Consider the following 25022-nt stretch of genomic DNA (forward strand, 5'->3'; position numbering starts at 1 on the left):
AAGGCACTTTTCTTTTGCAGCTTCTTTCTCTGAAAAGTCTCATATAAATGGTGTTCTCCACTAGCCTTTTGACGTTGGAGGGGAATGGCGTGTCTTTTGTCATCGTTACTGTCTGAATGTGTTTGCATTAGTATGTTACCCAGGGTACAGCAATGAGCCTTGTATAACGAAAGCTCAACATTCTATTAAAGTATAAAATCATGTTCGGGCTTACGGCTGTTATAAAGTTAGGCTTTGAAGGATACCTGGCTATTTTAAGTTGTAACGGTCGAATGCTGGCCGTAGGTTAAGTGATTATTTAGTCTCGGTATTCATTTCTTTGCCCTGTATCGTTTGCGATAGTTTTCGTTACGGGTATTATTTTGCGAATTGCATTTCAAAAACTGCATTTTTGCTTGGGCACATTTGCTCTATAGCTACGATTTATCCTGAGGATTTTCATGACTAACACTAACTTCTCTCAAACGGCTGCCTTTATCTGGTCGGTGGCTGACCTGCTTCGCGGTGATTTTAAGCAATCCCAGTACGGGCGTGTGATTCTGCCTTTTACCTTACTGCGCCGTCTTGAGTGTGTGTTAGCGCCAACCAAAGATGCAGTGGTGGCAGAGGCTGAAAAGCTGAAGACTAGTCCGCTGCCCGAAGAAGGAAGAGAGAAGTTTCTGTTACGTGCCACCAAGGGTCTGTCGTTCTTCAATACCTCGCCGATGGATCTCGGCAAAATGGGTCAGAACGATATTAAGGCCAATTTGGAGAACTATGTTCAATGTTTTTCGAAGGATGCGCGGGAAATCTTTGAGCACTTCAAATTCACCGAATTTGTTGGTTTGTTGGATGATGCCAACCTGCTGTTCAAAATCGTTAAGAAATTTGCTACCACTGACTTAAGCCCAAATGCTATTTCTAACTATGAAATGGGGCTGGTGTTTGAAGAGCTAATTCGGCGCTTTGCGGAAAGCTCGAATGAAACGGCGGGTGAACACTTTACCCCACGCGATATCGTGCGTTTAACTACCTCTCTGGTGTTTATGGAAGATAATGATGCCTTGTCAAAGGATGGCATCATTCGCACCATTTATGATCCAACGGCCGGTACGGGTGGCTTCCTCTCTTCCGGTATGGAGTACGTGCACGAACTTAACCCGAACGCGGTAATGCGTGCTTTTGGGCAGGAACTGAACCCCGAGTCCTACGCCATCTGTAAAGCCGATATGCTGATTAAAGGGCAAGATGTCAGCCGCATCAAACTGGGCAATACCCTTTCTAACGATCAGTTACCGCAAGATCAGTTCGACTACATGCTGTCTAACCCGCCGTTTGGTGTGGACTGGAAAAAGATTGAAGGTGAGATTAACGGCGAGCATCAACTGAAAGGTTTTAATGGGCGTTTTGGCCCAGGTCTGCCGCGTGTATCTGATGGTTCACTACTGTTCCTGATGCATCTGATCAGCAAAATGCGCGATAACCACAACGCCGATGGCTCGGTGAGTAACGGCGGGCGGATCGGCATTATTCTGAACGGCTCACCACTGTTTACCGGCGGGGCGGGTAGTGGCGAGAGTGAAATCCGTCGTTATATTCTGGAAGCTGATTTGTTGGAAGGGATTGTCGCGCTGCCGACCGATATGTTCTACAACACCGGGATTGCCACTTATGTGTGGATTTTGTCGAACAAGAAAGCACCGGAGCGTAGGGGCAAAGTTCAACTGATTGACGGCACCAATCTGTGCGGCAAGATGCGTAAGTCTTTAGGTTCCAAACGTAACATCATGGGCGAGGATGATATTAAGCTTATCACTCGTACCTTTGGTGATTTTGAGGTGGTGGAAGCGACTGCTCTTGAAACATTAGGTCTTGAGAAAGCGCCTGAGCAGAAATCTAACCGTGGCCGTCAGTCGGCAACGGCGAAAATCGAAGCGCCAAAAACCTTCGCCAGTAAAATTTTTAACAGCACGGATTTTGGCTACCGCCGCCTAACCATTGAGCGCCCGCTGCGTTTGTCTGCTCAAGTTACTGATGAATCGATTGCCACACTGCGCTTTGCTCCGAAGCCGTTTAACGTGCCGATGGAGCGCCTATATGACGAGTTCGCCGCGCAATGGCAAGACGATAATTACGGCGATTTTACCGGGCTGCAAGTTGAAGCGCGCGCCATTATCAAAGCTGAATTTGCTGAGCTGAAAGAGAAGCAAATTAAAGACCTGCTGGACAGCAAATTGTGGCTGGCACAGCTTGCATTGATGGATAAAGCACAGCAAATCCAAACCGCATTGGGTGTGAAAACCGGCGGCAAAGAGCGAGTTAGTGATGACTTTAATGAGTTCCAACTCACCTTAAAAGGCGCGATTAAAACCGCGGGCGTGAAGCTGGATACTAAAGAAAATAAACAGTTTATCGACGCTATCACCACTAAAAACCCGGATGCCGAGCCGGTGGTGAAAAAGGTACTAAAAGAAGCCGCCCAGCCGCTGTATGGTGCATTTGAATATAAAGGCAAAGTGGTGGAGTTCGAGCAGGATGGCGATCTGCGTGATAACGAAAATGTGCCGTTAAACCCGGTTATCGCTACCAGCGATTTGATTGAGAACTACTTTAAAGCCGAAGTGCTGCCGCACGTTGCCGATGCCTGGATTAACGCCGATAAGCGCGATGCCAAAGACGGTGAAATAGGGATTGTCGGTTATGAAATCCCGTTTAATCGCCATTTCTACGTTTATCAGCCGCCGCGCCCGTTAGAAGAGATTGATGCGGATTTAGATGCGGTGAGCGCCGAGATTATGAAGCTATTGCAGGAGGTACATTCCTGATGGCTAAATATAAGGCTTATCCGGAATATAAGGATTCTGGTGTGGAGTGGCTGGGAGAAATTCCCAAAGAATGGAAAGTCAGTAGAGTAAAATATATAGCGCCATTTCAGGTTGGTTGGACTCCTCCGACTAAGAATGATGCTAATTTCATTGGTGATAATTTATGGGTGAATATTTCTGATTTAAAAGGAAAGTACATTTCATCCACTGCAAAATGCATCTCCGACTTGGCTGCTAAAGAAGCCTCTATGGATATAACCCCTAAAGGGGCACTACTATACAGTTTCAAGTTGTCGGTAGGTGCTGTATCATTTGCGGGGTGTGATCTCTATACAAATGAGGCAATTGCTTCATTTCTTGATAACGCTACACTTCCTTTATCATATTTATATTATGTACTCCCAAAATTCATAATTGAAAATGCATCAACCAATATTTATGGTGCTAAAATATTAAATCAAGAGCTTATCAAAAATTCTTTCTTACTTGTTCCTAGCTCTAATGAAGCAAGAAATATTGCCACCTTTTTGGATCACGCAACCGCAAAAATCGATAAGCTGATCGAGAAGCAACAGCAACTAATTGAACTGTTAAAGGAAAAACGTCAGGCAGTGATTAGCCATGCGGTGACTAAAGGGCTAAATTCTGATGTGCCAATGAAAGATTCTGGTGTTGAGTGGCTGGGGGAAGTGCCGGAGCATTGGGAAACTTTACCAACCAAACGACTATTTAGGTTGGTAACAGAACCTGCTGAAATGAGTAATAGCCATGAGTTATTATCTGTTTACACAGCTATTGGTGTTGCACCACGAAAAGACTTAGAGCCTAAAGGTAATAAAGCATCCACCACAGATGGTTATTGGATAGTAAAAAAAGGAGATATAATTGTTAATAAACTTCTTGCGTGGATGGGTGCCGTTGGCTATTCAAATTATGATGGAGTGACTAGTCCCGCTTACGATATTCTAAGGAAGACGAAAGATATAAACCCTAAGTTCTATCACTATCTTTTTAGATTAGAGCTAACACAAAGAGAATTTAAAAGGTGGTCTAGAGGAATTATGGAGATGAGGCTTCGTCTTTACTTTGAGGAGTTAGGTAGAATAATTATGCCTGTTCCATCCATGTTGGAACAAAACCTAATTGTTGATGAAATTGAAAAATTAGAAACTCAATATTCACAGTTAGAAAGTATTGCATCTCTTCAAATAAATCTTCTCCAAGAACGTCGCACCGCCCTTATTTCTGCCGCCGTCACCGGAAAAATCGATGTACGCCATTGGGTTGCACCCGAAGCCCGTGAAGTTGAGTTATCACAGGAGGTCAGCGCATGAGTATGGACACCACCAAAGAGGCAATTTTCCAGAATGAAATCATTACTCAAATGGTTGCTAAAGGTTGGGTTTGTGGCAAATCAGATGGCTATGACCGCGAACACGCGCTCTTCTCCCAAGATGCCATAGCTTTTGTACAAAATACTCAGCCGCTGGAATGGGAAAAGTTTGCCAGAATTTACCCGACCGATACTGAACGTCATTTCCTTGATGTGCTGGTAGCGCAACTTAAAAAAGCCGATAACAACGCCACCGATATATTGTCGCGCACTTACGGGACGCTGGGCGTATTGCGTCATGGTATTAAAAGCCACAATGCGCGCTTTTCATTATGCCAATTTAAGCCAGAGCATAATCTCAACCCGGAAACGCTGGCGCGTTATCAACAGAATATCTGCCGTGTGGTGCCAGAGCTGGTTTATAGCCCCTATGCCACCAAAGCCGCGTTTGAAGAATCTGGCATAAAAGCCAAAAAGTGGCGAATCGATCTGGTGCTGTTTGTTAACGGCCTGCCGGTGACAACGCTGGAGCTGAAATCTGAGTTCAAACAGGCGGTGCAAAACGCCATCAAACAATATAAAAAAACGCGTTTGCCCAAAGACCCGATAACCAATAAACCTGAGCCGCTGCTGACCTTTAAACGGGGCGCGTTGGTGCATTTTGCTGTTAGCCAGTATGACGTGTTTATGGCGACCAAACTGGCCGGCGATGACACTTTCTTCCTGCCGTTTAACAAAGGCACCAAAGACGGCGGTGCAGGTAATGATATTCCCGAAGATGAAAACGAGTACGCCACCAGCTACTTGTGGAATGAAGTTCTACTGCCCGACAACTTACTGAAAATCCTCGCCAGTTTTGTGCATCTACAAATTGAAGAAAAAGAAACATGGAACGGGTTGAAAGGAAAAAAAGAGAGCCTTATTTTCCCGCGCTATCACCAGTGGGATGTGGTGAATAAGCTGATTAGTGCCGCCGTGGTTGAAGGTACAGGGCATAAATATCTTATTCAGCACAGCGCGGGTTCCGGTAAATCTAACTCCATTGCCTGGACTGCTCACCAGCTTTCAACTCTCTACGATGAGCAGGGTGAAAAGCAGTTTCATTCGGTGATTGTGGTCACTGACCGCACGGTATTGGACGATCAGCTACAGGACACTATCTACCAGTTTGAACATGCGGACGGCGTTGTCGGGCGCATCAATAATAAAGAAGGCGATGGCTCCAAATCAGAAAAACTCGCCAGCGCGCTGGAAAACTCACAGCCGATTATTATCGTCACCATCCAGACTTTCCCGTTCGTGCTGAAAGCCATCGAAAACAGCGTCAGCCTCAAACAGCGTAAATATGCGGTGATAGCTGATGAAGCGCACTCATCGCAAAGCGGCTCCACAGCGCGTCAGCTTAAAGAAGTGCTGATGACCGACGAGGTAGATGACGATGTGGTGTTGTCATCGGAGGACATTATCGATGCCACTGTCGCCGCCCGTAAAGGCAGCAGCAACCTTAACTACTATGCATTTACCGCCACGCCCAAAGCGAAAACCCTTGAGCTATTTGGCCGCCGCCCTAACCCGCTAGAACCCGCATCGAAAACCAACAAGCCCGAAGCCTTTCATGTTTACTCCATGCGTCAGGCGATTGAAGAGGGCTTTATTCTTGATGTCCTGAAGAACTACACCAACTACAAAGTAGCCTATCAGCTGCTGCAAAAACTGGCAGATGCCGACCGGGAAGTCGACAGTAAAAAAGCCAAAATTAAACTGAACCAGTGGGTTACATTGCACGATCATAATGTTGCGCAAAAAGTAAAAGTGATTGTTGAGCACTACCGCAAACATGTGATGCATTTACTCGGTGGGCAAGCCAAGGCGATGGTGGCCACCAGTTCGCGTAAAGCCGCAGTGCGCTATAAGTTGGCATTTGATCAATACATCGCCGAAAAAAACTATCCGAAGATTAACGCAATGGTGGCGTTTTCTGGCGAGGTGGAATTTCTTGAGAGTGACCACAATAGCCTGGCACTGCTCAACCAGAAGTTCACCGAAATCAATATGAATCCGGGGCTGAAAGGCCGGGATATGCGTAAAGCTTTTGATAGTGATGATTATCAGGTCATGTTAGTGGCGAATAAATTCCAGACTGGTTTTGACCAGCCGAAATTATGCGCCATGTATGTGGATAAAGCTCTCGGTGGTGTGGAGTGTGTACAGACGCTCTCGCGCCTGAATCGTATCTATCCGGGTAAAGCACAGTCGGGCACCTTCGTACTCGATTTCTATAACAAACCGGATGATATTTTGGCAGCTTTCCAGCCTTACTATCAAACTGCTGAGTTGACAGATGTCAGTGACCCACAGCTAGTCTTTGAGTTGTCACAGAAACTTCGCGCTAGCGGTATTTTTCTCTGGAGCGAAGTCGAGCAATTCTGCGAGGCATTTTTCACTAAAAACAAATCCAACGCCGCGATCAGTAATATCTGTAAACCCGCCGTTGAGCGCTGGAAGAAGCGTTATACCTCGGCGATTGATGCTTATGTGCTGGCAAAAGAAATTTTTGAGCGAACCAAAAAAACCCACGATGTGGTGCTTATCACTAATGCCGAAAACAGTTTTAAAGAGTGCAAACAAGAGAAAGACAAACTGGATATCTTCAAGAAAGATCTTGGCAGTTTTGTTCGTTTCTACGAGTTTATGTCGCAAATCGTTGAGTACGATGACAAAGAACTGGAGAAACTTAGCCTATTTGCCCGCCATTTGCGTCCGCTGCTGCATGAACAGCGCGTTGAAGAAGATGAGATTGATTTAAGCAATGTGGAGATGAGCCATTACCGCTTATCGAAAATCCACGAGCAGCATCTCAAGCTGCAGGAAGATGCCGGAGAATACAAAATCGAACCAGGCAATGACATCGGCACCGCCAAGCCAAAAGATAAGAAAGAAGAGTTCCTGTCGAATATTCTGGCACGTCTAAATGACCTGTTTATTACTGATAATCTCAGTGATAAAGACATGATTAACTATGCTTTTACCGTGCGCGACAAGTTATCGGAAAACCAGGCAGTCATGACGCAAATTGCCAACAACACCCGTGAACAAGCTATGCTGGGGGATTTCCCTAAAGCCATTGATGACGCGGTAATGGATAGCAATGATGCTCAGCACGAAATGATGATGCAGTATTTGTCTAATCCGGAGTTGGCGAAAGGGTTTGCCCGGGTAGTGTTTGATATGTTGAAAGGGGCTTGAGTTTTTAGCTGGTCGGGAGTGGGGTTATTTTTAGTCTTTGTCTGGGAAGGCTAGTGCTTAAATGTCCCCTTATTGAAATTCTGAGATTCGCAGTACTGATGGCGGGTTAGGCTACGTGCCAGTCATGATTCAACGTGGTTTTTTTGAGGACTCAGTACGCTGCCGGTGTCGTATTCGCATCATAATTATCGCTGTCTTGCTGTCTTGCTGTCTTGCTGGCTTTGCAGCAGCAGGTCGCGGCCGACATCCACCTTGACGCTTTCGCCGCTGGCCTGCGCGCCGATGAGTGAAGTATCGCGGCCGCTGTTGAGCGACAGGGTGCCGCCGCTGTCGAGGGTGGTTTCAGTCCAGGTGGTGCCGTTGCCGTGTTCATTGCCCTGGCCCTTGTTGGCGTTGGCAAAGATGCTCAGGCCACTGCTGGCACCATTCAGGCCCAGACTGACCCCTACGCTGCCGCCGCTGCTGCTGTTACTGCCGTCGGTTTTCTGCGTGTTGGCGGCACCGAGTAACAGCAAGTCGCGGGCGGCATCTAAGGTGGTATCACCGCCGGCTTTAAGCTGGCTGCCTTGCACCAGAATATCGCCGCTGTTCCCCTCGCCGGTGGCTGTCACCGTCAGGTTGTTGCCCGCCGTCAGGGTCGAGCCGGTCACGCTGGTCTGTTCCTGATGCTGCTGTGAGGACGATTTTTGTGAGCCTAATGAGGCGCTGACACCGAACATGCTGGCGGCATCGCCCCCTTGCGCCTGCACCAGTTGGCCGGCCTGCACCGCCTGCGCGCCACTGAGTGCGGCTTTCACCCCTTGCAACGCGGCTAATCGGCCATTGCTCTCGTCGCGGGCCTCTTTGGCGGTGGTATATCACCTTAGGCGTTATTGACCAGTATCACTATAATTTCATCCGGTGAAGCTCCATTTTGAAACATGAAAGCGCCAAGCAAAGCCTGCGATATGCCTTTACCAAAATTAAAGTTATTATTCTCCATGAAAATAAAATCCCGCCGTGAAAGATGGGATTTTTATCATTCAACAGCCGTTGCTACATATTGTTCAATAAGATGAACATCTTCAACATTACATTCTGGATAGATCCATTTTTCCCAGTTGTTAATAATCCACGTTGTACTTAAGGCTCGGCCCTCCTTCGAACCACTATCGGCAGGTAGCTCTATTAATATTAAACCTGCTTTATGGCCGGTAGACACAACTAGGCCATGAGTATCAAAAAGATCAATGACCATAAAATCTACCAATGATTCATAAGGCCAAACTGCAGGTAATCTAAAAACTGAACCTCTCTTGATGGATTCATTCTTATAATCAACTAGTCTCATTATTTCACCTTCAAATTGTGGGAACCCGATTTATCTTGGCTGTTAGGTATTTTTTGCATAGAGAAATCAACTTCACCTAAATGTTTACCTTTCGGGCTGACAACTTCAAATCGGCCATGCTGCGTATCAAGTGCATAAAGATTTCCATCTTGTCCTCGATACACATCGCGCCCATTATTTTTAGTTAGCTGATTATCTTTAACCATGCCGTATTCTGCTGCAACTTTCGGGGCTGTTTGTTTTATAATCGCGACACGCTCTCCCGGAGGAAGTCCGACTAAACTTTTTTCGAAAGTACCAACAGTTACACCCGTTACAATTTTGATGTTTGAATCAATAAGTTTAACAACATCAGGTAATTTCTTACCCGGCAGGAAAAGGCCCGCCAGCATTCCGCCCGTGGCTTCCAGTGCAAGCTGGTTACCTTGTGCAGCTTCTTTCACCTGTCCTGCAACCGCTGTCCAGGTTTCACTCTTCATCAGGGTTTTCAGCGTATCTGCTGCAGCTTGATTTTTACCCGCCAGATCGTTTAATGCCTGAGTGCAGTAACTGTCTCCGGCAGCACATGAAGCCAGTGCCATCGCTGCATCGGCTACATAATCCACTGATCCCAACGTCGCATCGCCGGTATCGGCAAGAGCATTAATAATACCGTTCGCAATGGAAGAGGTTGTGCCCTCACCAAGCTTATCCCTAACCTGATTTTTCAGGGATTCCGCGGCCTGTTTAACCGTTTCACGGGATTTGTCACCACTCAGGGAGTTATTCTCAACCGCATTTTTCCCAGCCTGTGCACCGGCAACCGTATCAGCGGTGCTGTCGCCGGTCAATCCACCGGCTAATCCTGCCGCCAGTGTACCCAATGCGCTGATGGTTTGTCGTTGCTCTTCTGTCAAGTCTTCACGTTTGATACCAGGATACATCTGCTGGGCGATATACTCACCCATCGCTGCACCCGAAGCGCCCGCCAGCGCACTGTTGCCGTTTATCTGCGCCACGACCGCACCCAGTACCGCATGGGCCATTAGGTTGGCTTCAGTGTTGACCTTGCCGTTGGCATCGGTTGTCATATTGTGAATCACTTCAGCCAGATAGGGCGCGGAAGCCCCTGCCAGCGCTTGCGCCATATTCCCGCCCGCCAGCCCTTGAATAGCGGCGGTGGCGGCCTGAAGCCCCTGTTGCAGTGCGCTGCCGGTGCCGTATTTCTGCATTTCGGCTTTGTATTCGGGTGTTTCGCGTAAGGCATCCGCATCGCCTTTCAGCTCAGGATGGCGTTTCAACGCTTCCTCAAGCCCGAGAATATCCCCCTGCGTCCGCGCAATATCCATCGCCTGACCGCCTATCTCGCCAATCAGCTGTGCTTCTTTGAGGCGGTTTTGCTCTTTCTCTTTATCAAATATCGGGCCGATGCTGCCGTTGGCATGGTCGGTGTCGCGGCTCAGGTCATCGACATTCTGCTGTTGTTTATCGGTATCACGGAGGGTGATGTTGCCCTCACTGACCGCCGCCTGTGTGGTGCCCCCGGCATGACCGTCATTACCCAGCCCCGACAGCACCACGCCGCCCAGATTGCTCAGCAGGTCAGACCCCACCGGGCCGCCGCTGCTCAGGCTGCCGCCCTGATGCTCGGCGTTGAAATCGGCTTTATTCTCAATATCACTGAAGCCCAGTGTGCCGGTGTCCAGACTATTTTTACTCTGGTCTGCGGTGCTGGCAATCACTGCGCCATCCAGCTGAGTATGCTCGCCGACGGTGATATCAAAGCCGCCAGCGCCCGCAAAGATGCCGGTCTGTTCCTGCACCGAGTCATAATTGCTGTGCAGTTTGTCCTGACTCATGCTCAGGTTGGCCGAGCCGCCGCCGGTCACCGCCACGCTGACACCGCCGCTGCTGCTGGTCTGCTTCGCATCATAATTATCGCTGTCTTGCTGGCTTTGCAGCAGCAGGTCGCGGCCGACATCCACCTTGACGCTTTCGCCGCTGGCCTGCGCGCCAATCAGCGAGGTATCGCGGCCGCTGTTGAGCGACAGGGTGCCGCCGCTGTCGAGGGTGGTTTCAGTCCAGGTGGTGCCGTTGCCGTGTTCATTGCCCTGGCCCTTGTTGGCGTTGGCAAAGATGCTCAGGCCACTGCTGGCACCATTCAGGCCCAGACTGACCCCTACGCTGCCGCCGCTGCTGCTGTTACTGCCGTCGGTTTTCTGCGTGTTGGCGGCACCGAGTAACAGCAAGTCGCGGGCGGCATCTAAGGTGGTATCACCGCCGGCTTTAAGCTGGCTGCCTTGCACCAGAATATCGCCGCTGTTCCCCTCGCCGGTGGCTGTCACCGTCAGGTTGTTGCCCGCCGTCAGGGTCGAACCGGTCACGCTGGTCTGTTCCTGATGCTGCTGTGAGGACGATTTTTGTGAGCCTAATGAGGCGCTGACACCGACCATGCTGGCGGCATCGCCCCCTTGCNAGTCGCGGGCGGCATCTAAGGTGGTATCACCGCCGGCTTTAAGCTGGCTGCCTTGCACCAGAATATCGCCGCTGTTCCCCTCGCCGGTGGCTGTCACCGTCAGGTTGTTGCCCGCCGTCAGGGTCGAACCGGTCACGCTGGTCTGTTCCTGATGCTGCTGTGAGGACGATTTTTGTGAGCCTAATGAGGCGCTGACACCGACCATGCTGGCGGCATCGCCCCCTTGCGCCTGCACCAGTTGGCCGGCCTGCACCGCCTGCGCGCCACTGAGTGCGGCTTTCACCCCTTGCAACGCGGCTAATCGGCCATTGCTTTCGTCGCGGGCCTCTTTGGCGGTGGTGGCCGCGGTATTGAGAGCGCTGCCGACCGCACCGGACAGCGCCAGTGTCAGGCCGCTGCTTTTTTGCTCGACGCTATGAGTCTGGCTGCTGTGATTTTCCGCCGCCAAAATACTGACGCTCTTACCGCTCAGATTAATGTCTTTACCGGCCAACACGTCGGAGCCTTGCACCGTCAGGTCTTCACCGGCGGTCATGCTGACATTGCCCAGTACGCTGCCGACGGTGCTGCCGACGTTGGAGAGGGATTTGCCCGTATCGGTGACTTTGGTGCTGCTGCTGCCGGCCATGACACCCATGCCGCCGGCGCTCATCAGGCCGGATTTTGTCTGCTCATACAGGTGAGATTCACTCTCGCTCTGCTGCGCGCTGCCGACGGTGAGGTTCTCTTTTGCCCGCAGGTTGATATCCTTGTCTGCCACCACATTGCTGCCGATGACCGCGATATTTTTGCCACTGACATCAAGAGAACCGGCAGACAGCATGGAGCCGACCGCCAGCGTCTGGCTAATACTGTCTTCGCTGCGGGTGGTGGTGCTGGAGGCCAGCCCTTTTTTAGTGCCGGTATGATTGCGCTGCTCATCATGCTGTTCAGTCTGGGCGGTGAGGGTGACATCGCCGCCCGCCGCCAGTGTCAGCGCGCCGTCAGTTTGTATCGCGCTGGCGCTGAGGGTGATGTCTTTTGCCGTCTGCAAATGGATATCGCCGGTGGCGTTTAACTGGCTGCCGCGCAGGGTTTCATCATAAAGCTCCACTGAGCTGGTATGGCGTTTGCTTGAGGATTCACCGCTGACCTGCAGGCTGTCGGTGGCGGCGCTGAGGTTAATATTTTGCGCCTGCACATCAATAGTGCCGGCATTGATATTGGCCCCCACCGCGGTCAGATTATTGACATTGGCGGTTAGCGCACCGCCGACATTGACCTCACTGCCCAGATGGCGGATATGCTCACTGCTCGCGCTGCCACTGCCATAATTTGCACTTATCTGGTCGCGGGTTTGTACCGTATTGAGCAGCCAGTCACCGCCGGTATTGACCTGCAAATCCTGACCGACATTGAGGCCGGCACCTTGTAGGATAAAATCGCGCCCGGTATTAATCACCGCGTTATTGCTGACATTGATACTCGCCAGCGGCCCCAAAATGGTTTGATTACGCAGCACTGAGCCATTGCTGCTACTGAGTTGTTCACTGCTGGTGCGCAGGATGACATCGCGGCCACTGTCCAGTTGCAGGTTGGTGGCATTGAGTCGCGCACTGGTCAGGTCAATATCAGTGTTCAGGGTACTGAGCAGCATAGTATTGCCCGCCTGAAGCAGGCCGCCACGGTTATTGAGCGTGATGTCTTGCGCCATACTGATTTGCAGGTCATTGGTGGCTTTAATCGCCCCCGAGTTAGTGAAACCCTGCACATTCGTTAAGGTGATATTGTCAGCCGCAATCAATGCGCCGTTGGCATGCAACTCACCCGGTTTAATCCCCGCCAGATAGACCACTGGGACTAATACGGTTTGTCCGGCGACTTCACGGGTTTCCATGAGGATGATATTGCTGGTCAGTGCCGCCATCTGCTCGGCACTGAGGTGGGTACCGAGGGCAATATTGAACGCCTTGCTGTACTCAAGCCCCGCCGCAAACAGTTGCTCGAACTGCTCCTGGGCGCTGCGGTAATCACTGGCGACCGCCTGACCGGTCAATGCCAGCACTTGGTCGCGCACCAGACGTTGTTCATAGGCATTATCCCCCAGACGTTTGAATATCACATCGGGGTTGTTATTGAGCTGCTGGAGCACATAGTCCGAGCCGCGCCAGTTATTCAGATTGGCAAATGCCGGGTGGGTTTCGACCAGATAGCCGCCGCTCACCGCACGATCAGGGGCGGAGAGGCCAGATCTGTCCACATTGGCGGATGGGTTATTGATAGCCTCAAGCGAGAGTTCCCCGTCAGGATCCGGCGCGTATTGACCTTGGTCAGTGTTGAGCTGATATAGCCCACCGCTGGGGAGTGTCAGGGAAATACCGTTAAATTCGATGGCGATATTTTTCCCGGTACTGTCGCTGCCACTCGGTGGGGCGATCGCGCCGGGGTTGGCGCCATTATGAATAATCGTGCCACTGCCGCTGAGGGTTTTTGCGGTGATACTCGAGGCATATTGGTGGGTGGCCAGCTCACTCACCTCCGGCCCCCAACCGATGCCCCACAAATCGCCTTTGTAGGTACGGTAGCGCCACTCACCGCTGGAGGTGGTTTTTTCTATCAGACGTTGTGCGCTGCCCCAACCATCTTGTTGCAGGGTGACACCGGAGAGATCAATCTCGCCTTGCGCGCTCACTTTGCTCCAGAAGTTTTCCAGCGTGCCGACCTGCGGGGTCAGGTTTCCACCGGCTAACAACTGTGCTTCCGGGCTGATTTGATCGATGCCGTTATAGGCAATGGTCGACGTATAATTCGTGCCGATATAATCGCTGTTCATCGAGCCGCCATGAGGCGGTTCTGCATAGCGCCCACCTGGAATATCGGGGTTTTCGGCTGTCCAGTAAGCAGTCCCATTCACCGTATCCGCGACGACAAAGTCAGTATTGGCGGTGAGAATATGACGACGATTGGTCAGTGTCGTGGCGTAAATCAACATATCTTTGCCGGATTCAATCAGGCCAGAAATATTGAGTACCTGAGCGGCCGACAGATAATTACCACTCTGGTCCAGAGCGCCCGCCAGGATAATCTTGCCCATGCCTAACAGGGTGGTGCTCGGGGCGGTGTCGGTGTTGGTGACGGTATCACTGTTTTCAATCACCGGAGCCAGCAAGGCTAAGGTGCCGTTCTCATCGGTCGCGCCGATCAAGGCGTTAGGGCCGGAGTTAGTGATGCTTTGACGTGCTTTGAGTGTGGCTTCTGCGCTAATAATGGCGCCGCTATTGAACAGGGTGGTGGAGTCGGTATCGAGCCGCCCGCTGGTTAATATTTCGCCGTGATTAATCAAGGCACCTGTGGTGGTTAGCCCGGCTTGCGTCGCGATAATATTGCCGTTATTCAGTAAGCTGCTCGAACGGGTGCTGAGTTTGCCACCCGCCAATAACTGCCCGTCGTTGGTTAAAGCCCCATTGGTGATAAAGGTTAAATCACGCCCAGCCTGAAGTGTTGAATCGGCCAGATGATTGAAATCGCTCTGTAAGCCAATAGTCAGATCCTGACTGGCGGTCACCTTGCCGCTGCGGTTATCAAACTGACCCAAATTTAATTGGATATTATTTGCTGCCAGCGTGCCACTCTGGTTATTGAGGGTTTGCCCTGCATTTGCACCGGCATTCATGGTCAGCGAGCCAAGGGAGAGGATATTGGCGCGCTGCGTGCTGACATTCCCCTTGTTGGCGGTGATGTTTATCTCTCTGGCTTGTGTTTGGCTGCCGGTTAAATCAATCCGGCTACCCGTTAGCGTCATCGCCCCTGCGGCGATATTTTGCCCTTGCGCCACTAACTCCTGACGGGTGGTCACCCGCAGATCACCGGCATCAGTCAGGCGGCCATTACTCTGCACTCCCGCCCCCAATAGACTGTCGCCGTCGCTATCCAGACGCTCCGCCTGTACTGTCACGTGACCTTTGGCAAGCAGCGTGCCGGCGCGGTTATCCAGATAACCGGCCAGATTGAGAGTGAAATCCATGATACCGGTTTGTGCTATCACCCCGCCGAGGTTGGAGAGTGCTTGCGCGGCGAGTGTTATCTGCTCCGCCATCAGGTTAGCTTTATCGCTGCGCAGCAGGCCGTTAGTGCTGGCAGACAGGCGCATGACGGCTTTAACCACTGCCCCAGTTAAAGTGATATCCCCGGATTTAGCTGTGAGGGTAATGGCGTTGGCCTGAGTTTGGCTGCCGGTTAAATCAAGCTGGCTACCCGCCAGCGCCAATGCCCCTGCGGCGATATTTTGCCCTTGCGCTATCAAAGCGTGCTCAGTATGGATAGCCAAATCGCCACTATTGGCAAGGTTACCATCCGCTTTCAATCCAGCTGCTATCAGGGATTGATGGGTGCTGAGTAAATCATTAGCCCGCAGTTGGAGGTCACCCAGCGCGGCGATGGAACCGCTGTTCTGTGCTCGCCCAGCTATCTGCCACTGGAGCGTGCCTTGGGTGTAAATCGAGCCGCTGTTAAGTACGTTCCCCTGAGTCGTAAACAGACTGTTCCCTGCGCCATAGAAGCTACCGCTGTTATCCAGATTGCCGTTGGTCAACAGCAGCAGGTCGCCATTGGCGGCGTGCAACTTGCCTTGGTTGGTCAGGTCGCCGGTGACTGACAGTTGCATCTGGTCACCAGCGCTGTACAGCGTGCCACTGTTATTGAGGTCGCGCTGCGTCGATAACTGCATATTCCCGCGAGTTTGCATCACACCGCGGTTATCCAAATTGCCGGTGGTGGTGAAAGTTAACTGCTGTTCGGTGTAAATCTCACCGCGGTTTTCAGCCTTGCCATTAACCGTCAATTGCCCGACACCGGCCGCATAAATAGCGCCGCTGTTAAACAGGCCATTGGTGCTTAATGACAAGTTCCGACCGGCCAGCAGGGCGCTGCTGTCATTGGTGTTGCTGATGCTGAGCGCGGTGAGCTGCATATCGCGCCCGGCTTCCAGTTTATACTGGTTAATCAGTGTGCCACTGGTGTTAAAGACCAGGTCACGACCTGCCGTGACACGCGCGCCGGTCTGGTGAGTGAAATCACTTTGCAGCCGTATCCACAGGTCGGTCGCCGCCGCTATCTCCCCGTTGCTGTTATCTAATTTAGCCAGCTTGAGTTCGAGGGTGTCGGCATGTAATTTGCCGCCGTTGTTATTCAGCGTTTGTGCAGGATTTACCGCTGCAGTGATGGTAAGAGCGCCGGGAGTGAGCACCGTCGCTTTTTGCGTAGAAATATCGCCGTCACGCGCAGTGATGGCGATATTGCTCGCAGAAGTCTGGCTACCGGTGAGATCGACACGGCTACCGGATAATGTCATGGCCCCCACCGCCACATTTTGCCCCTGAGCAATCAAAGCTTGCCGCGTGGTGACATTAAGATCTCCACTTTGGGCCAGTTTGCCATTGCTCTGTACACCTGCGCCCAGCTGGCTATTGCCGTTGCTGTTCACGCTTTCGGCTTGCAGCAAGAATTTACCGGCAGACAGGAGGGAGCCGCCACGGTTATCGACATAACCCGGAAGATTCAGGTTGAAATCGGTGGTGCCGGTTTGCGCGATCAGGCCGCCGACATTGGAGAGTGCTTGGGCGCTAAGCTTGAGCTGATCCGCAATCAGGCTGGCGTTATCCGTTCGTAACAAAAAAGCCGTCGAGGCAGACAGCTGACGGCTGGCGGACAGATTTGCGCCAGTGAGATTAATGTCTCCATTTTGGGCGGTGAGTGTCAGGTCTCGGCTCTGAGTTTGGCTGCCACTCAGATCAATACTGTGCGCAGTGAAATTCTGCGTCGTGCCGCTAATATTTTTCCCTTGGGCGGTTAACTTCCCACTGGCGTCAACGCGCAAGGTGCCGCTGGTAATGTTGCTGTTGTCCGACTTGACCCCTGCGCCCAACATAGAGTTGCGGTTGCTGTTCACCTCTGCCGCACGCAATGAGGTATCACCCGCCGCCGCGATAGTGCCACTGTTACTCAGCTTACCCGCAGTAGTGAGCTGGGTATTGCCCTGCGCATAGAGCACCCCGGCATTCTCTATGCCCGCAGCGGCATTCACCGCCAAGTGCTGGACACTGTTGATCTGGCCGCTGTTCATCAGCATGCCGTCAGCCGTAATGGTGATATCGCCCGCTGATGCGCCTATTTCACCGGCATTACGCACACCAACACCGCTTTCAGTGCCGATCAAGCGAATTTTACCAGCGTACATGCCACCCAAATTGGCAACATCCACCGCCACAGTAGGGCGGGCGCTGCCATCGGCGGCTTTGGCGTTACTATTCTGATGGGCGGCATCTACCTGATTGCGCCCGGTGGTGACTTTCAAATCATTGGCCCAGATACCCGCATTCACTTTGACAGAGCGGGCGATAAGATCGGTATGGTCTTGACGGCTGCTGTCTAGACCTTTGCCTTGAATAACAATTTCACCGCGATCCACATCAAAGCCGGTGAGCTGGCCATTATTAAGCTGCGTCTGACCGGTGGTTAAGGTCGCACGGTTGGCGTTGATAAAGCCGCAGCCCTCACAGGTAATGCCTGATGGGTTGGCAATAACCACCTGCGCTTTGCGGCCTGCAACTTCGATATAGCCATTGAGTTTACTCGGGTCACGGCTGTTGACTTCGTTGAGAATAATGCTGGCTTCACCGCGCGCCAGCGACGGGTTACCGTTGATAAAACCGCCGAGCTGGGTCTGGTTGACACCCTGGCCGTTGTTGAGGATCACGCCGCGATTATCGACATCAAATTGGCTGTAAAGGTTACGCGAAACCCCGCCACTGCTGGGCGTCTGAATATTGACCTGCGGCGTACCGTTGGCGCTGCTGATAATGGTTGGCTGCTGATTCCCCGGCGCACTGGCATCGGCGACAATCGCGGACAGGGCGGGTAAAGAGACACAACCCAAAGCCAATAGCAGACTGAAACTCAATGTTGATAAGGCACTGAGACGGCGGCTTTGAGTATGCCCAACACCTGACGAGGGCGAGGAAGCCGCCCGACCGGAGGCGGCGATATCGGCCACCACCATCAACAAGCCACGCGCCTTGTTGAACACGATACGGTATAGGTTCTTATTCATAACTCATCCCAGAGAGTAAAGCGCTAATTGGGCGCATCAGTATTGCCAGTTCAGGTTAAAGCCGACGGTCACCGAATCGGTTTTGAAACCATCGGGTTTAGACAGCGGTTTGCCAGCAAACAGGTCATAGCGGGTATTCAGCACGTTGCCGCGCACACCCAAAGCCGCGCCTGCCAGATGGTGGCCCAGTAAGTAAGGATCACTGCGACCACCGACCTCGCCGTAATCCACACCGACATACAGTTCATGGCCTGGTAGCGGGGTATACCAGCCGAGATCATTGCGCACCGTCCAGCCGCGATCGGCATTCAATGTGCGTTCGCCATCAAAACCGCGTACTGACCAGCGGCCACCGATACTGAATTGATCCTGTGGTGTCAGTGGCGTGTTGGTGCTTTGCCGCTGATATTGCAGGTTGTAATGGAAGTTTTGTTTTTGCAGGGCAAAAGGAATATCCAGTTGCGCATTCAGCCGCAGAATTTTGCTCAGAGCAGTGGCTTCGCCGACATACTCTTCTTGTGCCGGTACTGCACCAAACCAGCGAGTGCCGCGCTGGTAACTGACACCCGCGTCCAGTATGGCTTGTGAGATAAAGTGGCGATGCTCTAAACCAACACGCCAGGCCGAGGTGCGGCGACGTTGCACTTCCACTTCAGTATCATTGATGTAGTTTTTCGACGAGCGAGTCAGCACATCGTAGGTCAGAGTGGTTTTTTGGCTGGCATTGCGGTGTAGCAGGCGGCTGAGTTGCAGCGACACATTTTCACTTTCGCCGCGATAGCCGTAATCGCCATTGAGACCCGCCACCGTCTGGTGATAGTCATAGCTGCTGGCGGTCATGCCGAGAGTCCAATAGCCGAAAGGTAGCGAGTAATGGCCGGTCAGGTTATTGGTGCCTTTATCGCCGCGATTTTTTATTGAGCCACCGGCAGAGACATAAAATAGGTCACTCAGAGAGAGCGGGTTATCCAGAAACAGGGTCGCGCCGCCTTGATAGCGGCCAGTGCTGCGGGTGCCAGAGTCATCCAGCGAGGCCGCCAGCCGCCACATTTTGCTCTGTTTCCAGCTCAGGGCGATATCGGTCTCGCCGGGGGCCTCACCGGGGATCAACTCCATGTTGGCCTGCACCGTGGGGACGCGCTGTAGGTTCTCCAGCCCTTGCTCAATATCACGTAAATCCAACAGGTTACCGGGGCGGGCAGGGAAAGCACTCAACAGCGTCACATGGCGGTCACTGTCGGGGGTCAGCTCAACATGGCGTATTTTGCCAGGCACCACTTGTAACGCCAGCGTACCCCTGTTCAAGTCCTGTTGCGGGGCCAGCACTCGGGTAGTGACATAGCCGTGATCAATCAGGCGGTTTTGCATCTGGCTCATCAGCAGATTAATGCCCTGTCCTCCCAGACAGTGGCCTTGCGCTTGATCGGCAATGCGTTGCAGTGGCAACCAGCGAGGTAACGGCTCGGTTCCGCTGAGGGTAATATGGTCAATGACAAAGCAGGGTGTCTCCACCGGGAAAGCCAGACGGCCTAAAGAGACTGGCGGCGCAGATAAGCGCACATCCGGCGTTGAGGAGGCCAAACGCTCTTCCAGTGCGCGTTGCCGTTCCTGTTGATGAATACTTTGTTGAATAGGAGGCAATTCCGCGCCATGACTGGCGAACGGAATAATCAATGCTGGTGATAATACGCCAACAATTAATGTAAAATAACAGGAACGCGACACAATAAAGACCCTTCCCCAAATAGGTTGGGGTAGATAAATATAAGATGATTGATGCGCATTATGACTGCAAAAGCGTTATTTTCAATGTGTTTTTGTCGATAAAATAAGCTTGCAAGAACTTTCCATTGCAAGGGTGGGAAATATCCTACAGAAAACTCAAAGGTGGAATTGTCTTAGTAGATTATTATATTTAAATTAAACAGGAAATAACATCATCTGGATGTTTGCCATGACTTATAAAACATTATCTCATTATTTTTATATTATGTGTGCGATCTGGAATTAATTAAGTCCCTTTCGATACAAAATGAGCAAGTAAAAATCATCATGCGTTTTCATGGCGAAGAATAGGGGATAGTCATATCATGAATAACGTAAAGCCAATAAAATGCTGAAAATATTGATGCCGATTCGAGGAGTAAAATGTGTCTCTGAATAAGATTGATTTATGTCCGGCTGGATCTATCCAGGCAAGGTTGGGGGGTGGGTTACTTTCGGCTTTCATTTTGCTGCTTTCTGGGCTGATGCTCTACTCAGTTAATCTGCACGCGGTACCTTCCCTTTCCCAGAATGACTTACAGGCTAAATCTGGCGATATTATTCAAATCAAACTCAGTGAGTTGCACCCGACCCAAATCGCGGTAGGTAAACTCCAGATTGCGGGCGATTTGGCTGATTATGCCCAGGATTATAAGCGTCTATTCAATGAGTTATGTAAAGTTCAAGGGGCTGGGAAACTGGCTGAAATGAATGCGTCATCAACACCCAAAGATCCCTCTTCATATAGGTGTAAACTGGCTATCGGCACTAAAAAAGCGGATATGAATACAGTCGATATCGGGCCAACGGGCAAGCTTTATCTGACTGATGGACATCATGCGTTTAACAGTTTTTGGGATGTACCCGGTGGTGGTGGCGATGTGGCCTTAAGTGTCTTGGTGGGGCAAAATGTTAGCCGTGACAGCAACGGAAAGGCGCTGACTCAAGCTCAGTTTGAACAAAAGATGACGGAACTCAAACACTTTCTTCCTATTGATGCTGAGGGAAAGTCCATCACTTTTTCTCAATTGCCTAACACCTTGGGCATTAGCGGTTTTCAGGACGATCCGTATCGCTCAATGCTCTATTATTTACGCGGTATCTCTTACGATAAGTCAGATAAAAACCTCAATCCTGAAACCGGTAAGCCTTATCCGGCAGTCCCTTTCCTCGAGTTTTATTGGGGCCAGTTATTACAGAGCAAAATGGATTTAAAACGTTATAACCTGCATAAACAGGATGATTATATCAAGGCGCTGAAAGACGCGGCAGTATTGATGGTCAATGTCCCTAAGCAACAGCTAATAGGGCATTCAGGTCAAACAGCGGCGGCTTTAGGGCAGATGAGTCACATAGATGAAAAACGTTTAAATAAGTTGGCAAAACCAGATTCTAAATTGGCTAAGGCGCTTGAATATCAAGCCAGCCATTAAGTTTGCCGAGATTATCGGGAAGTAAAAAGACTCAAATCATCAATTGAGGATCCTGCTGAGCGCCCACGCGGATCGCCACATCAGCACCGCTACCAATCAAATTCTGAGTGTAATTATTCAAGTCGGACTTCGGGGTATCGTGTCAAAAACGACACCCAGATTATCATTGGCTAAATCCGCCGGGCGTTGGTGCAGCATAAAATTATACCCGTCATTGATAGCGTTTTTCCTTTTGCCGAAGCTAAACAGGTCTGGCAGCGCTTCAATTCACGCCAGAACGTGGGGAAAGTTGTTATTAGTCATTAGCCGCCACCCACTTTGGTAGACTGAATTAGCGAGTCAGATAATTCTTATAATTCAATCAATTGGCGTTAACTGGCGAGTATTATTTTCGCATGATGCATATGAAAAGAAAGTCACCGTAAGGTGGCTTTTTAGTTCTTGCTCCACAAAAATTCATTCTTGGCTAAAGGGGCAATATTAAGAAATAAACTTAATGCATTGGAAGAGAGATGAGCGGCTCCCCCTATGGCAAGTGACTCTTGCTCTGTGGGTGGAGCCGTGAATTATGTATAGATTTCCCCGATGAGGCCCTGGTGAGGCGTTATCAGCATTTGCAGACAGAACAAGAAAGAAAGATTGCCATTACAATACATATTGGTGTTTTTTAGCTCTGTCGCAGTAAATATAAACACTTAAGGGGGCGGTGGGAACGGGTGAAAACCACTCTTGTAACACTTTAAGGAAAATGATATTACAGACAGCTGTGATCGATTAATCTGATGGCAATTTTAACTCTTGAGATAGGAAGGTATGTTCCGAAAATGAATATCAACGTTACCGATAAACCAAACCCAGAAGATGAAGAGTATGTTATTGATGGTCTTTGGGCGCACAATGATAAAACACAACCGGTAGATATCCATCCGCTATTCTTAACTGTGACGGATGATAATGGCAAAATCGTGGCGGGATTAGTTGCCAGAACCTGGTGGGGTGGGCTTGAAATTCAATACCTTTGGGTCAGTGACGAATATCGTAAAAGCGGTTATGGCCGCCAGCTAATGGAAAAATCTGAAGAAGAGGCTTTAAAGCGCGGTTGTCACATGGCTTATGTCGATACTTTCGATTTTCAAGCCAAAGGTTTTTATGAAAAATTAGGCTATCGCGCATATGGCAATTTAGACGGGTATGCTAAAAAGCATACGCGGCACTATCTGGCAAAAGAAATTTAACCCATTCTTCATCGGCGAGGTTGCCATGGATTTGCCCGATAAAAATAATGAAATTTATTTCAAGGGCCTTATTGCCATGATGGAAAACTTAAGTGAACCATGGGGCATTAAAGATCTGCACTCCCGCCATATTTATATGAATAAGGCCGCTTACCTCTACACCAATACACCTTTGGATTTTGAGGTTGAGGGGAAGATGGACCATGATTTCCCAGGGGATTGGACTGAATTTTCTCTCGATCTGATAGAGCACGACAAACAAACAGAGGAAACTCAGGATCGGGTTACTGTCATAGAAACCCATTATTGGTATGGGAAAAATACTCTGACTCCGTATATCAGCGAGAAACTGCCCGTCTATAACGATAGAAAAGAAGTTATTGGCGTAATGTGGAATGCTAAGCCACTTAATACCTTATCCCCACTAAAATATATTAATCAACAAAAGCCCAGTATTCTGACAACTGAAATTAATAACAGTATTTTCACTCGAGCTGAACTTGATGTTATATTTTTAATGCTGCAAAGATTTTCTGTTAAAGAAATTGCAAAGATATATAACATCAGCACTAAAACGATAGAAAATAGAATATATACAATTTATCAGAAGGCTGATGTCCACACGCTGCAACAGTTTGAGGAGTTTTGCAAACTGGCGCATTTGGATAATTACATTCCCGATCGCCTGGTGGCAAAAGGAATCCAATTTATCTGAACAACAAGCTATCTGGACAATAATCTATCTGGACAACAAGGTACACCTCATCGTGATCAAAATTGAAGATTATCCATTAAGTCGGGTACCGCAAGATAAAAGAGTTTCATTTCTAAGTGTCGCTATTGTTCATATGGGTATGCTGACCGCGCTAGATCAATTTATGCTCGGCGCTGTACTCGGTAATTCTATGACGCTAATTGATGCATTTACCGCAATTCTTATCGGCAGCATTATATTTGGTGTCGTGACTTACGGCCTGGGGCTGGCGGGGATGCGCGAAGGGATTTCCGGCAGTTTACTGGCCCGTTGGTGTGGTTTTGGTCGCTTGGGATCAGTACTGATTGGGATTGTTGTGGCGGTCAGTTTGCTGGGGTGGTTTGGCATTCAAAACGCTATTTTTGCCAAATCACTCGATTTCGCCCTCGGTAATAAACTGGGATTCGGATTAGCGGCTGCATTATCGGGGAGCTTATTGACCATCCTGGTTGCCTTTGGTTTTAAAGCATTACGCATTGCAGCGCGAATTGCGGTGCCGATGTTTATTTTATTGGTAGCTTATATCTCCATTAGCACATTATCTGGCCATAATTTGAATGAAATCATTCAGTTGATCCCGCCGGGTGAATCTTTGTCTATTAGCGCGGGGATTACTATCGTGGTTGGGGGCGCTATTGTGGCAAGCTTGATGACGCCAGACCTGACGCGCTACTCCAAAAATGGTAAACATGTTCTGGGTGTGACGATTTTCACTATTGTTGCGGGCGAGTTTGTGGTCAATGGGTTGGCCATCCTGATTGCGAAAACCTTGGGGACGGCAGATGTCGTGACGATCATGTCTCAAGCCGCAGGTGGCGCAGGTTTGCTGGTCGTGGTGTTCTCTACCTTAAGGGTGAATGACCTTAATTTGTACTCTTCTTCACTCGGTATTGTTAATGCGGTCGAGGGGTTAACGGGCAAAAAACTGAAATATATATCCACCACACTGGTTATTGGTGTGTTGGGTACGACATTATCAGTGTTGGGGATACTCGACCGGTTTGTCGATTTCCTGACGGTGCTCGGCGTAGTATTCCCACCGATTATTGGCATCATGTTGGTGGATTATTATGTGCTGCGCTCCCATCGCAAAATTCTGGATAAAAGTCGAGAAGAAGGGAAATTACCTGATGAAAAACAAACGCCTGTCATTGGCTGGGTCGCGATTATAGCCAGCATAGTTGGCAGTGTTGTCGGGCTAGTGATCGAGTGGGGAATCCCAACTATCAACTCATTAGTTGCTGCCAGCTTTATCTACTGGGTGTTCAAAGTGGTCGTCAGTCGTAATCAAAAGCCGCTTGAATCAGAAGAAACGGTTTAATTTATATCAAATAGCTCACTCCTCTATTTGAGAGGTGTGAGCTTTGGTCCGACACATTATTCTCGCTTCGCCGTACAGTAAGCATACAGTGATTTTAATTTATATTATTTAATTCTGCCATAATAAATATGAATACTTAATGTTATGAGGGGGATGGATGAAAAATATTATTGTAAAGTTTTAATAAAGGTGATGTTAGAATAAGGAACGTTGAATGGGCTATTAATCTAATTTCAACTTCAATCATTAATATAATAGGA

The 25022-nt window shown here is 49.9% G+C and carries 11 protein-coding genes and 1 pseudogene; 8 read left to right on the forward strand and 4 right to left on the reverse strand.

The genetic code is table 11. The features are described from left to right. Window positions 1-440: 440 nt before the first annotated feature. From OVO64_RS12515 to OVO64_RS12525, 3 genes are read left to right on the forward strand one after another with little or no spacing between them, the layout of a single operon-like run. On the forward strand, window positions 441-2804 hold the full coding sequence (locus tag OVO64_RS12515) for a type I restriction-modification system subunit M (RefSeq protein WP_038636616.1): 2364 nt from the start codon (window positions 441-443) through the stop codon (window positions 2802-2804). Further along, window positions 2804-4138, forward strand: a complete 1335-nt coding sequence (locus OVO64_RS12520; protein WP_145540962.1) for a restriction endonuclease subunit S — start codon at window positions 2804-2806, stop codon at window positions 4136-4138. The genes OVO64_RS12515 and OVO64_RS12520 overlap by 1 nt, the downstream gene beginning before the upstream one ends. Next, a complete protein-coding gene (locus OVO64_RS12525) occupies window positions 4135-7383 on the forward strand; it encodes a type I restriction endonuclease subunit R (RefSeq protein WP_038636613.1) in 3249 nt (1082 codons plus the stop codon). The genes OVO64_RS12520 and OVO64_RS12525 overlap by 4 nt, the downstream gene beginning before the upstream one ends. Window positions 7384-7589: 206 nt before the next feature. On the opposite strand, the pseudogene OVO64_RS12530 reads toward OVO64_RS12525, so the two are convergent. The 4 genes and pseudogenes from OVO64_RS12530 to OVO64_RS12545 all read right to left on the reverse strand — a co-directional run. Next, a pseudogene (locus tag OVO64_RS12530) lies at window positions 7590-8237 on the reverse strand (hemagglutinin repeat-containing protein); the annotation flags it as partial. A 164-nt stretch (window positions 8238-8401) separates the two neighbouring features. Next, window positions 8402-8713 carry an Imm45 family immunity protein gene (gene imm45 / locus OVO64_RS12535; protein WP_038636609.1) on the reverse strand — a complete coding sequence of 104 codons (312 nt, stop codon included), beginning with the start codon at window positions 8711-8713 and terminating at the stop codon, window positions 8402-8404. After that, on the reverse strand, window positions 8713-18255 hold the full coding sequence (locus OVO64_RS12540) for a hemagglutinin repeat-containing protein (protein ID WP_267248804.1): 9543 nt from the start codon (window positions 18253-18255) through the stop codon (window positions 8713-8715). Before OVO64_RS12540 ends, imm45 begins: the two co-directional genes overlap by 1 nt. A gap of 36 nt (window positions 18256-18291) precedes the next feature. Continuing rightward, a complete protein-coding gene (locus OVO64_RS12545; RefSeq protein ID WP_038636606.1) occupies window positions 18292-19980 on the reverse strand; it encodes a ShlB/FhaC/HecB family hemolysin secretion/activation protein in 1689 nt (562 codons plus the stop codon). Window positions 19981-20405: 425 nt separating this feature from the next. Between OVO64_RS12545 and OVO64_RS12550 the strand changes: the two genes are divergently transcribed. From OVO64_RS12550 to OVO64_RS12570, 5 genes are all read left to right on the forward strand, one after another. After that, on the forward strand, window positions 20406-21452 hold the full coding sequence (locus OVO64_RS12550; RefSeq protein WP_038636603.1) for a ParB/Srx family N-terminal domain-containing protein: 1047 nt from the start codon (window positions 20406-20408) through the stop codon (window positions 21450-21452). A 189-nt stretch (window positions 21453-21641) separates the two neighbouring features. Next, a complete protein-coding gene (locus tag OVO64_RS12555; RefSeq protein ID WP_230852368.1) occupies window positions 21642-21758 on the forward strand; it encodes a zinc-binding dehydrogenase in 117 nt (38 codons plus the stop codon). Between the two features lie 518 nt (window positions 21759-22276). Further along, a complete protein-coding gene (locus OVO64_RS12560; RefSeq protein ID WP_038636601.1) occupies window positions 22277-22687 on the forward strand; it encodes a GNAT family N-acetyltransferase in 411 nt (136 codons plus the stop codon). A 25-nt stretch (window positions 22688-22712) separates the two neighbouring features. After that, window positions 22713-23402 carry a helix-turn-helix transcriptional regulator gene (locus OVO64_RS12565; RefSeq protein ID WP_050291621.1) on the forward strand — a complete coding sequence of 230 codons (690 nt, stop codon included), beginning with the start codon at window positions 22713-22715 and terminating at the stop codon, window positions 23400-23402. Between the two features lie 52 nt (window positions 23403-23454). Continuing rightward, window positions 23455-24762, forward strand: a complete 1308-nt coding sequence (locus OVO64_RS12570; protein WP_038636598.1) for a cytosine permease — start codon at window positions 23455-23457, stop codon at window positions 24760-24762. The last annotated feature ends 260 nt before the right edge of the window (window positions 24763-25022 follow it).

It is taken from the genome of Yersinia sp. Marseille-Q5920 (assembly GCF_946902935.1).
Taxonomy (GTDB): Bacteria; Pseudomonadota; Gammaproteobacteria; order Enterobacterales; family Enterobacteriaceae; genus Yersinia; species Yersinia rochesterensis.

Coding starts and splice junctions, on each gene's coding strand:
- OVO64_RS12515 (WP_038636616.1), top strand. CDS start 441: ATGACTAACACTAACTTCTCTCAAACGGCTGCCTTTATCTGGTCGGTG.
- OVO64_RS12565 (WP_050291621.1), top strand. CDS start 22,713: ATGGATTTGCCCGATAAAAATAATGAAATTTATTTCAAGGGCCTTATT.
- OVO64_RS12560 (WP_038636601.1), top strand. CDS start 22,277: ATGAATATCAACGTTACCGATAAACCAAACCCAGAAGATGAAGAGTAT.
- OVO64_RS12520 (WP_145540962.1), top strand. CDS start 2,804: ATGGCTAAATATAAGGCTTATCCGGAATATAAGGATTCTGGTGTGGAG.
- imm45 (WP_038636609.1), bottom strand. CDS start 8,713: ATGAGACTAGTTGATTATAAGAATGAATCCATCAAGAGAGGTTCAGTT.
- OVO64_RS12525 (WP_038636613.1), top strand. CDS start 4,135: ATGAGTATGGACACCACCAAAGAGGCAATTTTCCAGAATGAAATCATT.